This window comes from Streptomyces sp. NPDC045955 (assembly GCF_056430805.1).
On record NZ_JBWKKY010000015.1, the window covers coordinates 75,295 to 88,497 of the forward strand.

Sequence of the window (13,203 nt, forward strand, 5' to 3'; positions counted from 1 at the left end):
GCGCCGTCGCGGACGCCATGGGTGTGGAGTTCCGCCACGTGCCCCCGGGACCGTGGCGGATCCCTTCGACCGCCCACTGCCGAGGCCGGCGCCGTCGCGGACGCCATGGGTGTGGAGTTCCGCCACGTGCCCCCGGGACCGTGGCGGATCCCTTCGACCGCCCACTGCCGAGGCCGGCGCCGTCGCCGTCGCCGACCGCCAGGGACGGGAGGTCGATGACATCCTCGGCACCGAAATGCGGGCAGGCGGCACGCTGATGAACCTCTTCGCCGACAACCCTGGCCTCCTCCACACCGCCCTGACCCGCCTGCCTCCGGCCTGGCACCGTCTCGACGCCTACCTCGCCGGCCGCACCGCCGTCGCGGGGATCATGACCGCGCCCCTGGCGCGCAGCGTCACTGCCCTGGCCACCCGGCTTCCCCGCCACGCCCGCGAGCACGCCCGCCTGTGAACCGCTCCGCCGCTGTCACGCCTCACAGGTCGGCTGCGTCCACCACGTCGCCCAGGTCGACGAACTTGAAGCCGGTCGCGGTGCGCGTGCCGCCCTCGCCGTCGGGGACGTCGGGGGTCTCGTGGCCGTCCTGGACGACCAGCAGGCCGTTCGGGTAGCGGCTGCCGAGCGGGGCGTTCAGGACGGCGGCGCCGTCGCACTCCTGCACCCCGTCGAGGGTCGCCGAGGCCGCTCCGACGCGGAAGCCGCCTTCGTACTCGTTGTCCTCGCTCACCTCGCGGTCGTACAGGGCGAAGGTGTCGTCGCCCTGGCTGGAGGCGAGCAGGTAGCCGTCGCCGTCGGACTCCTGGAACAGGGTCAGGCCCTCGACATCGGCGGACAGCCGGTCACCGCCGTAGCCGGGGTCGGCGCCCGCCGCGCACTCCTCGGTCTCCTCGTCGTAGACGCCGGGCACGCCGTACTCACGGACCTTGTCCACCAGGACCGGCTTGCCGGTGAGGTCGGCGCGGATCCGCCAGATGCCGATGTCCTCCTGGCCGGCGTAGAGCGTGCCCGTGGCGGGGTCCACCACCATGCCCTCGACCTGCGGGAGCTCGCCGGGCTCCGCGCAGGGGGACCAGGTGGTGCCGTTCGGGAGGCGGAAGGACGCGGGCAGGTCGAGTGTGCGGACCTGCTGGTAAGTGACGGTCCCGCTCGCGGTCGGCTTCAGTTCGACCAGCGCGAGGCGGGTCCGCTCCCGCCGGCTGACCAGGGCGTAGGAGCGTCCGGTGGACTTGTCCTGCCAGGTGGCGAGGCCGTAGGCGGTGCGCTGGTCGTTGATCTCGGCCTGGTCGGTGGAGAAGACCGGGGCGGTCGCCGGGTCGGTGATGTCGGTCAGCGGGCCGCCGGGCTTCGACGGGTCGATGCGGTAGATCCGCAGCCGGTCGTTGCCTCGGTCGCTGACCACGGCGACATCGGCCCGGCCGGTGGAGGTGCGCAGACCCGTGACGAGGTCGACGTTGTTGTACCGGCCCGGGGCGTCGTCCTCGGCGGGCGGGTGGGGAGCGGGCAGCGACTGCACCAAGCGGGCGCCCAGGTCGTACACCCGCAGGCCGCCCTCCTTGGCGGTGGCGATGACGAGGCTGCGGTCGGGGTCGGCCGCGTTGCGCCAGATCGCCGGATCGTCCGCGTCGGAGTTGCCGCCCGCCTCGTCGTCGTAGAGGGCGGGGGTCTCGCTGACGGGGGTGACCGTCGGCAGTCCCCCGTCGTCGGCCCCGGCCGGGGCGCGGGTCAGGAGGGCGAGCACGGCGGTGCCCAGGACGAGGGCGGCGGTTCTGCACGGAGTGCGGTGCGTTCTCACAACCACTTCCTTGGTCGATGTCGAGGACATGCCGATCGTGCGGGGAGAACTTTGCGTGGAGGAGACTGTGATCTGTACTCGTGATCACAGGAAAGACGATTGCCCGCCAACTGCCGTTCAGCTCACGCCGTACCCTGACGCCATGCGCATGCGCCCCACTCTGAGCTGGACGCCCACCGAGGACCTGCCGCCGGGCACCACGGATGCGGAGCCGGTCGCGGATGCGCTGAGCACCGGACGTGTGCTGGTGCTCAGCGGCGCGGGCATCTCCACGGAGTCGGGCATTCCCGACTACCGGGGCGAGGGCGGGAGCCTCAGCCGGCACACACCGATGACCTACCAAGACTTCACCGCCAGCGCCCGGGCCCGGCGCCGATACTGGGCGCGCAGCCATCTCGGCTGGCGCACCTTCGGTCGCGCCCGTCCCAACGCCGGGCACCGGGCCGTGGCCGCTTTCGGGCGGCACGGCCTGCTCTCGGGGGTCATCACGCAGAACGTCGACGGCCTGCACCAGGCCGCCGGCAGTGAGGACGTGGTGGAACTCCACGGAAGCCTGGCCCGGGTCGTCTGCCTTGCCTGTGGCGCCTTCAGCCCGCGCCGCGAACTCGCCGAGCGGCTGGAGGAGGCCAATCCGGGCTTCGCGCCCGTGGCCGCCGGAATCAACCCGGACGGTGACGCCGACCTCACCGACGCGCAGGTCGCGGACTTCCGCGTGGTGCCCTGCGCGAGCTGCGGCGGCATCCTCAAACCGGACGTGGTGTTCTTCGGTGAGAACGTTCCGCCCCGACGGGTCGAGCACTGCCGCGAACTGGTCCGTGAGTCGGCCTCGCTGCTGGTCCTCGGCTCCTCCCTGACGGTGATGTCCGGGCTCCGCTTCGTCCGCCAGGCGGCTCAGGACGGGAAGCCGGTGCTGATCGTCAACCGGGAGCCGACCAGGGGCGACCGGCACGCCTTCACCCGGGTCTCGCTCTCGCTGGGAGCAGCGCTCACCACCGTGGCGGAGCGGCTGGGCATCACCGTCGGCTCACAGGCGGCGCTGCGAAGGTGACAGCAGGCGTCTGATCCCGACCCGCGAAGCGCATGGCGAGGAACGCCCCGAGGTACAGGACGGCGACGACCAGGAGCAGTGCCTGATAGCCCGTCACCAGGGCGAGGTACTCGATCGCGCCCCCGGTCATCGCGCCGAGCAGGTTCGCGCCGAACGCGGAGGTCGGGTCCGGGGCGAGGGCGAGGCGGTCCGAGAAGATGAGGTTGGCGCAGAAGATCGGGGTGAAGGCCAGGGCGATGGCGGCGGCGAGCCGGGCGGCGAAGGGCAGGGACAGCACCGCGCTCACGGGGACGAGCCAGACCACCGCTAGGGAGCCGAAGAGCAGCAGTTGCAGCAGCAGTTGGTTGACCTTCCGCAGCCTGCGCCGGACCTCCACCGCCGCGAGGACGGCGACCAGGACGCCGAAGAAGACGAGGGCGTTGACCAGCCAGGTCGTGCCGAAGTAGAGGGCGAAGCCGATCACGTTCTTGGTTTCGAGCAGCAGGAAGGCCGCACCGAGCAGGAACATGTCGGTGTAGCGGAGCGTGCCGCGGATGCGGACCCCGGCCAGGCGCACCGACAGGAGTGTCACCAGCAGGATCGCGCCCAGGGCGCCCAGGTAGAGCGTGGGGATGCTCCGGTGCAGCAGGTACGGGAAGGGGTGGTCGTCGCTCGCGGCCGCCGGGACCGCGCCGCTGGGCTGCCAGGTCTTCGCGCAGGACTGGTCGGCGGGTGTCATACCGGCCACCAGCACGGCGGCGTTCCTCTTGAACGTCGTCATGCAGGGGGCGTGACCGTAGACGTCGTCGAGGCTCCCTGCGAAACGGTCGACCAGCCAGCTCTGGCGGTAGTAGTTGTACATGGCGAACGCGCCGTTCGGCGCCAGGTGATCGCGTGCGGCCTCGAAGGCCTGCCGGGTGAACAGGTAGCTCTCCAGGCGCAGGTTGCTCGCACCGGCGACCAGCGTGAGCGAGTCGGGCAGGGCCAGGACGATCAGGTCGTACTTGGTGTTCGTCCGCTCCAGGAAGGCGCGCCCGTCGTCGATGTGCACGTGCACCCTCGGGTCGTCGTAGGGCCTCGCGGGGTGCAGGTCCGAGCCGATCTCCTGGAGCCGGGGATCGATCTCGACCGCGTCCACACGCTGGGCTCCGTACGCGAGTGCGACCGCGACGTCGTTGCCGTTTCCGGCCCCGATGATCAGCACGCGCTTGTGCGGGTTGCGGGGTGTCTGGTCGTACGCCTGGCGGTAGGGCGAGTCCTTGCGCATCAGCACCGGCAGCGGGGCGGTGCTCTGGTGAGGGACGCCGTTGGCGGAGATGTACCAGGTCCGGGTGGTGGTCGGCGAGGGTTCGAGTTCGATCTTGTAGTAGGGCGACCAGGAGATGCCGCTGGTCGCCGTCTCCAGGAACAGGGCGCCGACCATCGCCGTGAGGGGAATGCCGTACAGCAGGGTGTTGCGGCGCCCTCCGAGGACCAGCAGGGCCGCGGCGGCGAGTACGCCCCACGCGACCGACGGGGCACGCAACCAGGACAGCACGGCGAAGGACAGGGAGCCGGTGATGCTGCCGAGCAGGTCGTAACGGTAGGCGTCGAGCGAGGGAAGCAGGCGGAAGAGATCCGCGGTGATCTTTCCGATCCCCGCCATGATCAGCGCCGTCAGCAGGAAGATGGCCGGAAGTGTCACCCACTCGGGAAGGCCGGTGGTCTTCACGGCGGTGAAGTAGAGGACCTCGCTGCTGTTCTGGCGCACCTGCACCGGGTATTCGCGCACCAGAATGACCAGCAGCGCGAGCGGAACGGGTGTCCAGCGCTTGAGCCACTGTCCGCGCTCGGCGGGGATCAGGAAGCCGATGCCGATCCCGAGGAACGATCCCAGCAGGATGAAGTTCGAGAAGTAGCTCAGGTGGACGACGTTGGCACCCGCCCATCTGATGAGCGCCAGCTCGACGAAGAGCATGGTGGTGCTGGCCAGTACGAGCCTCCAGCGCACCGATCGCACTGTTTGCCCTGACTCGGTACGCTTCATGGTCATTTACGGTGCCATCCCTGGTGCGGTGAGTCGAGGTGCCGTGCCGTGCCGCGTGTCACTCCCGCGCGCCCGCCGGGCCCGCCAGCATGGCGACGGTCGCGGAGAACAGCCACGGCAGCCGTTGCGCGACCGGCACCAGCGCCGCGCGCAGCGGGGGCTTCCGCGTGGCGCCGAGGAGCGCGTGTGTCAGCCAGCGGTAGCGCCGGGTGAGGCGCCGCCACTCCCGCTCGTAGGCCACCGGGTCACCGCTGGTGATGGCCCGCACCGCGGCAGGTGCCTGCGCGAGTGCCAGCGCGATGCCCTCGCCGGTGAGCGCGTCGACGTACCCGGCGGCGTCGCCCACGAGCAGTACCCGGCCGGCGGTGCGCGCGCTCGCGACCTGGCGGAGGGGTCCTGCTCCCCGTACCGGTCCGGCGAGGCCGGCCCCGGCCAGCCGCTCCCGCAGCTCGGGGAAGGCGGCGAGGTGGTCGTCGAACGGCCGGCGGACGGTGGTGAGCACCGCGACGCCCACGAGGTCGTCGGCCACGGGGGTCACGTAGGCCTCCGCTTCACGGGCCCAGTGCACCTCGACGTGGTCGCTCCAGGGGGCAAGCGCGTAGTGGCGCCGCAGCCCGTGGCGCGGAGGGGACCGGCGCGGCCGGTTCAGCCCGAGAGCGCGGCGGATCGGCGAGTGCAGGCCGTCGGCGGCTACGAGGTGGCCGGCGCGGGTGCCGTCGACCACCACCCCGTCCTGGTCCTGCTCGACGTGACGCGCGGTGCGCTGGTCGACGCGTACGCCCGCTGCCAGCACCGCCTCGCGCAGCAGCGCGTGCAGCGTCGTACGACGCACTCCGCGCCCCGGGCCCGCCCCGAAGGCGGCGTCGACCCGGCGGGAACCGGCGACGTAGCGGATGCCTCGCAGGGAGTGCCCCGGCGGGTGCACGCCCAACGCGCTCAACGCGGCGACGGCGCCCGGCATCAGGCCCTCGCCGCACGCCTTGTCGACGATGCCGGCCCGCTGCTCCCAAACGGTGACGTCGAGCCCCGCGCGGGCCGCGTGCAAGGCCGTGGCTAGGCCCGCGGGTCCCCCGCCGACGACGAGCAGGTCCATGCGCGCCTCCTCAGGCCAGCCGTGTCAGGGCAGCGTCCTCGGCGCGGACGCGGGTGGCGAGCAGGAGCCCGTTGAGGGCGGTGAAGACGACCGCCGTGATCCAGGCCGAGTGCACGAGCGGAAGCGCGAGCCCCTCGACGGCGACGGCGACGTAGTTCGGGTGCGGGATCCAGCGGTAGGGTCCGCCGGTCACTCGCGCGGCGCCGGGTACGACGATCACCCGGGTGTTCCACTGCCGGCCCAGCGTGGCGATGCACCACCAGCGCAGCCCCTGCGCGAGCGCGACGAGGGCGAGCATCGACCAGGCCAGGACGGGGACGACGTCCGGCCGGCGCAGCCACACCTCCGCGAGCGCGCCGACGAGCAGGCCGGTGTGCAGCACCACCATGAACGGATAATGCCCCCGCCCGGACTCCACGCCGCCCCTCGCGAGACTCCAGGCGGCGTTGCGGTGGGAGACGGCCAGCTCGGCGACCCGCTCCAGGCCCACGGCCAGCACCAGGACGGTGAACCAGGCCTCGCTGCTCACTGCCCACCACCCGGGGCGCGCAGGAGTACGAGTTCGGAGCAGAAACCCGGGCCCATGGCGAGCATGAGGCCGTAGGAGCCGGGCGGCGGCGGTCGGTCGGCGAGCGTGTCCGCCAGGACGTGCAGCACCGAGGCGGAGGACAGATTGCCGATCCGGCGCAGCGACTCCCAGGTCACGCTCAGCGCGTCCCGCTCGACGCCGAGGGCGTCCTGCAACGCATCGAGGACCTTGGGGCCGCCGGGGTGCGCGACGTACCAGTCGAGGTCGCGGCCGGTCAGCCCGTGGTCGGCGAGGAACCCGCGGACGTCGTCGCCGACGTGTCGGCGCACCAGGTCGGGGACCGCGGAGTCGAGGACGACTCTGAACCCGCCGGAGCCGACGTCCCAGCCCATCATGCGTTCCGAATCGGGGTAGAGGCGGCTGCGCGAGGCGAGTACTTCGGGAGCGGCGGGGTCGTCGTTCTGTGCGAGAGGGTGCTCGCGCCCGACGGCGACCACGGCGGCGGCGCCGTCCCCGAACAGACCGCTCGCCACGGCGTTGGCGACCGAGGTGTCGTCGCGCTGGAGCGTGAGGGAGCACAACTCGACGGACATCAGCACCGCGACGGCGTCGGGTCGCCCGCGCAGCAGGTCGTTGAGGCGGGCGATGCCGGCCGCGCCGGCGACGCAGCCGAGACCGACGAGGGGCAGGCGCACCACGTCGGGGCGCAGTCCGATCTCCGCCGCGACGCGGGCCTCCAGGGAGGGCACGGCCAGGCCGGTCACCGTGCAGGAGACGATGTAGTCGACGTCGGCCGGTGTGAGGCCGACGCTCTTGAGCGCGTCGACGACCGCGCGCCCGCCGAGTTCGACGCCGGCCCGGATGAAGACGTCGTTCGACTGGCCGAAGTCCTCGATCCGGCCGTACTCCTCCAGCGGCAGCACGGTGTGCCGCGTCTCGACGCACACGTTGCGGTGAAGCCGCTCCACGACGCCGCGATCGACGGTCCGTCCGACCAGGGTGGTGGTGAAGGACTCGGTGATCCTCTCCTGCCGGTGGCAGTGCTCGGGCAGGGTGCCGCGGACGCTGAGGACGCGCATGTTCATGCTGGCTCCTGGAACGGGACGGTGGGGCGCGGGGAGCACCCGGCCGAGGCCGAGCACGAGCTCGGCCGTGACGGTGAGCGCGGGGGCTGGGGCGGTACTGCCGGGGCGGTCGTGGCGCGGGGCGGGCCGGCGCCGGCCGGAGCGGTGTGTGCCGGTGCCATCAGGCGGCCGCCAGCAGCACGACGTCGAGCAGGGCGATGGTCACCGCGGCTCGGAAGGCAGTCCGCCCGCGGCCCAACCAGGTGAGCCCCGCGAGGACGGTGACCAGTGCCAGGGCCGTCCACGCCCACGCCGGAGGGGAGCCGGCGGGACCGGTGACGGCGAGCACCGAGGCGGCGGTGAGCAGCGCGGCGGCCAGGGCGCGCGAGGGGAGTTCGCCGATCCGATGCGGCAGGCCGCGGACCCCGGTTGCCGCGTCGTCGGCCAGGTCGGGCAGCACGTTGAGCAGATGCGCTCCGACGCCGAGCGCGGCGCCGGCCGCGGTCATCCACCAGGGCGCCCAGTGAGGGGGCGAGGCGGCGAGGGTGACGACCGAGGGCAGCATCCCGAAGCCGCAGGTGTACGGCACCCATGACCAGGGGGTCGCCTTGAGGCCGAAGTTGTAGGCGTGGCCCGCGCCGGTGGCCAGGACGGCGTTGACCAGCGCGCTGCGCCAGCCGACGAGCGCGGACAGCACGAGGGAGGCCGCTGCGGCCACGGCGAGGGCGCGTGCCACCCAGCCGACCGGGAGGGAACCGACGGCCAGCGGCTTGTCGGTGCGGCCCACGGTGCGATCGCGCGAGAGGTCGAGCAGGTCGTTGCCCCAGCCGATGGTGAGCTGGCCGGTGAAGACCGCCGCGGTGACGGCTGCGGCGTCCATCGGGCGCAGGCCGCCGCGGAGCGCCAGCAGGCCCGTGCCGGCGGTGACGGCCAGAGCGGGCCCGCCGTGGGCGGCGGCGAGCAGTGCGAGCGCGCGCGGCGGTCCGGGGCGGGCGGGAGCCGTGCCGGCGGTCACGGGCATCGCCCCACCGTGTCCTGCGCCCGGCGGATCGCATCACTGGGGGCACGGGCCACCGTGCCCAGGCCCAGCATGGTGCCCTTGCCGCACCCCTCCGCTCTGTTTCCGGTCGCCCGGGACCACGGCCCGCCGTCACCGGTGATCACGTTGCGCATGCAGCATCGCTCCCACGTTGTCCGCCCGCTCACACGGGGTGGTCCGGCATCCGGTGGAACGGGCATGACCGGGAAGCGGAGCCGGTGCGGCTTCCGAGACGGTCGGCTAGGTGTGCTGTTCGGGGACGTTGGTGACGGGCGACACGCCTTGAGCGGTCCTTGAAAGGGGTGAGGGCCTTCTGGTTTCGGTGTGGACTGCGAGATCTACAACCGACTGCCAGGAGGCCCTCGTTGTCCCACCGTAACGCCCCGCTGACGCCGACCGGCCGGCTGCGTCTGGCTCGGTGTGTCGTCGAGGACCGCTGGCCGATACGGCGGGCCGCGGAGCGCTTCCAGGTCAGCCACACCACCGCATGTGCGGATCGTTCCCGCTCATGGGCCCTCCCCGCCCCGGCGACCGGACCGTGCCCACGAGGGCTCGCCCCAGCCCGTAGATCATTCGCTCGTCAGGACTACTCTGTCAGCCAGGGCCGGCGGCGATTTTCGGCCTGTCGGGTGACGAAATCAGTCACGTAGGCCGACGACATCCTGTCGAGGAGGACCGTTGCACCACGACGAACGGGCAGACCGGCCCGGTAGCCACGGCGAGCACCAGATGCAACGTGAGTTGGGCACGGTCGGCCGCGCCGACCGGTTCTACGACGAGCAGGTTCTGGACCGGCTCAACCCCCGTATGAAGGACTTCGTGGCCCGCCAGGAGATGTTCTTCCTCGCGACCGCGGACCGTCACGGCGAGTGCGACAACACCTTCCGGGCCGGTCCACCGGGGTTTCTCCGGGTACTCGACGACACGACTCTGACATACCCGGAGTACCGCGGGAACGGCGTCATGGCCTCGCTCGGCAACATCCGGGAGAACCCGCACGTCGGCCTGCTGATGATCGACTTTTCCCAGGACCGCATCGGCCTCCATGTCAACGGCCGCGCACAGCTGGTCACCGATGACATCATGCGCCAGAGGATCCCGGACCTGCCGGTAGATCCCGTACCCGGCCGCCGCCCGCACATGTGGGTGGAGGTCGAGGTCGAAGAGGCGTACATCCACTGCTCGAAGCACATACCGAGGCTGGTCAGAGCACCGGTCCGGCCGAACACCGGCAGTGCGGGCCGTTCCGCCGCCGACGACGAGCGGGCCTGGGGCACCGACGACGTCAAGCGCAAGGGTGGCGACTACTTCGGAGCGGCGGCCCGGGAGCGCGGACTGACTCCCCGCTGAAGGGTGCCGCGGTCCGCATCCGCCGGTGGACGATGCCCATGGCTTTCCCGCGAGCTTGGCGACGGACCCGGAAGCCGGTCGCGGCTGCCGGGTCGTCGGTTCGGCGCTGACGTAGCTCAATGGCCCTTCGAAGCAAACCAGTCGATCAGGCCGCGGGCGTCGAGCTCGGGCATCTCGTCGACGGCGGTCTCGGCGCTGCGGGGGAACATGGCCCGCTCGTACTCGGTGAGCGCCGTCTCGATGTCGCCGGTGTGCGCGGCCAGGGCTTCACCGAGTTCGGCGCCGTCGAGCATGGCCAGGTTGGCGCCCTCGCCGTTGGGAGCCGCGAGGTGGGCGGCGTCGCCGAGCAGGGTCACCCCCGGCACCCGGTCCCACCGGTGCTCGGCCGGCAGAGCGTAGAGGGGGCGCAGCACCGGCGGGACGTCGCTGTCGGTGATCAGCGCGGTGAGCTCCGGCGCCCAGCCGTCGAATTCCTGCGCGATCCGCGCGGTGGCCGTTGCGGCATCGGTGAAATCGATGGCGGCGAACCAGTCCTGCGGCTCGGACAGCATCACATAGGCGTGCAGAGTGTCGTTCTTCTCCCGGTGAGCGAAGATCTCCCTGCCCGGCGAAGGGGCCATCAGCATCCCTGCGCCGACCGCCTCCGCAGCGGCCGGGTGCCGGGTGCCGGCGTCGAACAGGTAGGTCTCGACGACCGATTTACCGATGTACTCGGGTGTGGCGGAGGACAGCAGCGGCCGGACCCGTGACCACGCGCCGTCCGCGCCGACGAGCAGGCCGGTGACGACGGTGCCGCCGTCGGCGAACGTCACCTCGTGGCGGCCGTCGCCGAGGGCACGGGTGCGGCTGACCTTGTGCCCCCATCGCACGGTGCCCGCCGGGAGAGAGTCGAGCAGGACCTTCCGCAGGTCGCCGCGCTGCACCTCGGGGCGTCCGCCCATGCCATCGTCGGGCTGGTCGAGCAGGACGGTCCCGTCCCGGTCGAGGACACGCGTCGCCTGGCGGCCCTCCAGAACGATGGCCTGGAACTCGTCCATCAGCCCGGCCGCCTTGAGGGCGAGTTGCCCGTTGTAGTCGTGGATGTCGAGCAATCCGCCCTGGGCGCGCGCCGATGGGGAGGACTCCGCCTCGTAGATCGTGACCGGGATTCCGTGAACGTGCAGGACGCGGGCCAGCGTGAGTCCGCCGAGTCCGGCGCCGATGATCGTGACTGCGGTGTGCATGGTGGCTCCTTCGGGATCGGGCCGCGCGGTGAGCTTCGGGCGGCGTCTCTCGAAAGGTGCCAGCCGCCACCGACGAGCCACCGACATCGCACCGACAGCCCCCGACAGTGCTCCGACCTGGCACCGACGCCGCAGATCAGCCGACTGTCAGGGGAACACCCCGGCCCCTGAGTTGAGCCCGCGACCGAGTGGCGACGGCGAGCGGTGGTCCGGCGTTTCAGCGGGTACGCCCGCGGCGGCGGACGACAAGGACGACGGCGCCGAGCAGCACAGCCCCGGCTGCGACGGCGAACAGCGTGCGGTCCGCGGCGGTCGGACTGTCACCGGACGGTGCCGCCGCGGGGCGTGCGGCCTGCGCGCCGAAGGCGAAGGTGACGCTGTCGTTGGAGGCGTCCGGGTCGTGAAGGGGGATACCTGCCGGGCCGGGACGCACGGTCGCCCTGCCCTTGGCGCCGTCGTACCCCTTGGCCGGCTTCACCCACAGTTCGAACAACTGGCTCTTGCCGGCGGCGACACCGAACGGCACGCTGCACACGTAATGGCGGTGGCCCGTCTCGAAGGGGGCAGTCGTGGTGCTGCCGACGCGGACCAGGCAGGGGCCGTAAGGGCCGTCCTCCTGCTCCATGTGAGCGGTGCCGCTGACGACCACACCCTTGGGCAGGACGACGTCGACCACGGCGACGGACTTGTCGTCGATCCCGTACGCGGAGGCCGGTCCGTGGTTCACGGCGTTGATGTCCAGGAGCCATTCGCCCGCCCTGCGGGCCGGCTTGGTCGTGGCACCGGCCGCGAGATCCGCGGAGTTGTCGGCCGCGACGGTGAACCGGCCCTCGCCACCGTGCTCGAATCCGCCTCCCCCGCCGGACGCCCGTACCAGGGTGAGCGCCGGCCCGGTGCCCTGGTGACTGCCGCCGCCGGGCTGTTCGCGCGGCTTCAGCAGTCTGACCTCGTAGTCGGTCACGGCGGTCAGGACGCGCTTGCCGACCGTGGCGGTCAGGGGGCTGCTCAGCTCCACGGTGCCCCCCGCGGGCACGGAGCCCGAGGAAACCGGGAAGACGCATGTGACGGATGTCCGGCCGCCGGGTTCCCGGGGTTCATCGCCTTCGCCGTAGGCGCAGTTGGAGAACTTACGGTCGAAGACCAGCCCGCCCTCCGACTCCCCACGCAGCATGATGCGCCGGTCCGTGGCCAGATTCCCGGTGTTGCGCAGCCGGAGCGGCACAGTGATCCGGGAACCGATCCTGGCGTGCGTCACGTCCGGCACCTTGCCGACGTCCAGTTTCGGGATGCCCACGACCACTTCGGCCTTCGCGGTGGCGCCCGTGGCACGGTCGGCGGTGAGGGTGTACCTGATCGTGCCGCCGGCGCCGGGTGCGGCGTCCGCGTCCGCACGCAGGGCGAACTCGACCGAACGGCTCTGTGACGCCTTCTTGTTGACGCAGCGGAAGACCCGCCCGTCTCCCGTGCACCGCGGATCGTCGACCGTGACGCTCGCGATGCCCGCCAGGTCGCGCGCATCGATCACGAGCGAGTCGTTCGTGGGAACGGGGACCTGCGCCCCGCCGTCCCAGAACATCCAGTCCACGGTGGCCGGCTGCGCCCCCGGCCCCACGTTGATCTGCTCTTCGGCGTTGATCGTCGCGTGCGCCTGAGTCGGCAGGGGGGACGGTGTCGGCGACGGCGCGGCAGACGCATCGTGGCCTATGGCGACTGCTCCGGGTGCGCTGGGCGCCAGGGCGAGCACCATGGCAGTCAACACTGCCCCGAACACCGTGCGCTTGGGGTTCATGCACGTTTGATACGCGAGGTGCCCTGATAGTTGCACCCGGACATGCGGGCCAGGCCTGCCGGTTGAGGGTGTGTGCCGTATCACGCAACCCAACGCGCCTAAGTTGCGCACATCACAGCGGAAATGTCCATTTAGCGTCCATGCTCGAAACGGACGCCGACGCCCGAAGTCGAACTCATCGGCATCCTCTGGGCGCAAGAGCCCAAAGTGACCCACGGCACAGCACTAGTGACGTTCCCCTGTCAGCCCCTGTTTTCCCTGGAAGGTGCCCCG

Annotated in this window: 11 protein-coding genes and 1 pseudogene; 4 read left to right on the forward strand and 8 right to left on the reverse strand. The window is 71.7% G+C overall.

Annotated features, from left to right (window positions below; all coding sequences use genetic code 11):
• Nucleotides 1–235 precede the first annotated feature (235 nt).
• Nucleotides 236–451, forward strand: a complete 216-nt coding sequence (locus AC07F0_RS28215) for a hypothetical protein (protein WP_478982903.1) — start codon at nucleotides 236–238, stop codon at nucleotides 449–451.
• A gap of 22 nt (nucleotides 452–473) precedes the next feature.
• On the opposite strand, the gene AC07F0_RS28220 is transcribed toward AC07F0_RS28215, so the two are convergent.
• On the reverse strand, nucleotides 474–1,790 hold the full coding sequence (locus tag AC07F0_RS28220; RefSeq protein WP_478982904.1) for a phytase: 1,317 nt from the start codon (nucleotides 1,788–1,790) through the stop codon (nucleotides 474–476).
• 142 nt (nucleotides 1,791–1,932) lie between these two features.
• Between AC07F0_RS28220 and AC07F0_RS28225 the strand changes: the two genes are divergently transcribed.
• A complete protein-coding gene (locus AC07F0_RS28225) occupies nucleotides 1,933–2,838 on the forward strand; it encodes an NAD-dependent protein deacetylase (RefSeq protein ID WP_478982905.1) in 906 nt (301 codons plus the stop codon).
• Here the strand turns inward: AC07F0_RS28225 and AC07F0_RS28230 are convergent.
• From AC07F0_RS28230 to AC07F0_RS28250, 5 genes are all read right to left on the reverse strand, one after another.
• The gene (locus AC07F0_RS28230; RefSeq protein ID WP_478982906.1) at nucleotides 2,804–4,807 is read right to left on the reverse strand and encodes a spermidine synthase; all 2,004 of its coding nucleotides are present in this window, start codon (nucleotides 4,805–4,807) and stop codon (nucleotides 2,804–2,806) included. The genes AC07F0_RS28225 and AC07F0_RS28230 overlap by 35 nt on opposite strands.
• Nucleotides 4,808–4,901: 94 nt before the next feature.
• Nucleotides 4,902–5,936 carry an NAD(P)/FAD-dependent oxidoreductase gene (locus AC07F0_RS28235; RefSeq protein WP_478982907.1) on the reverse strand — a complete coding sequence of 345 codons (1,035 nt, stop codon included), beginning with the start codon at nucleotides 5,934–5,936 and terminating at the stop codon, nucleotides 4,902–4,904.
• 10 nt (nucleotides 5,937–5,946) lie between these two features.
• A complete protein-coding gene (locus AC07F0_RS28240) occupies nucleotides 5,947–6,465 on the reverse strand; it encodes an isoprenylcysteine carboxyl methyltransferase family protein (RefSeq protein ID WP_436726109.1) in 519 nt (172 codons plus the stop codon).
• The gene (locus AC07F0_RS28245) at nucleotides 6,462–7,550 is read right to left on the reverse strand and encodes a type III polyketide synthase (protein WP_478982908.1); all 1,089 of its coding nucleotides are present in this window, start codon (nucleotides 7,548–7,550) and stop codon (nucleotides 6,462–6,464) included. Before AC07F0_RS28245 ends, AC07F0_RS28240 begins: the two co-directional genes overlap by 4 nt.
• Nucleotides 7,551–7,710: 160 nt before the next feature.
• Entirely contained in the window at nucleotides 7,711–8,550 is an 840-nt protein-coding gene (locus tag AC07F0_RS28250; RefSeq protein ID WP_478982909.1) for a UbiA family prenyltransferase, read from the reverse strand.
• Nucleotides 8,551–8,933: 383 nt separating this feature from the next.
• Between AC07F0_RS28250 and AC07F0_RS28255 the strand changes: the two are divergent.
• A pseudogene (locus AC07F0_RS28255) lies at nucleotides 8,934–9,059 on the forward strand (IS481 family transposase); the annotation flags it as partial.
• 238 nt (nucleotides 9,060–9,297) lie between these two features.
• On the forward strand, nucleotides 9,298–9,918 hold the full coding sequence (locus AC07F0_RS28260; protein ID WP_478982910.1) for a pyridoxamine 5'-phosphate oxidase family protein: 621 nt from the start codon (nucleotides 9,298–9,300) through the stop codon (nucleotides 9,916–9,918).
• A gap of 116 nt (nucleotides 9,919–10,034) precedes the next feature.
• On the opposite strand, the gene AC07F0_RS28265 is transcribed toward AC07F0_RS28260, so the two are convergent.
• Entirely contained in the window at nucleotides 10,035–11,141 is a 1,107-nt protein-coding gene (locus tag AC07F0_RS28265; protein ID WP_478982911.1) for an FAD-dependent oxidoreductase, read from the reverse strand.
• Nucleotides 11,142–11,358: 217 nt separating this feature from the next.
• Complete coding sequence (locus tag AC07F0_RS28270; protein ID WP_478982912.1) at nucleotides 11,359–12,930, reverse strand: hypothetical protein; 1,572 nt, start codon at nucleotides 12,928–12,930, stop codon at nucleotides 11,359–11,361.
• Nucleotides 12,931–13,203 lie beyond the last annotated feature (273 nt).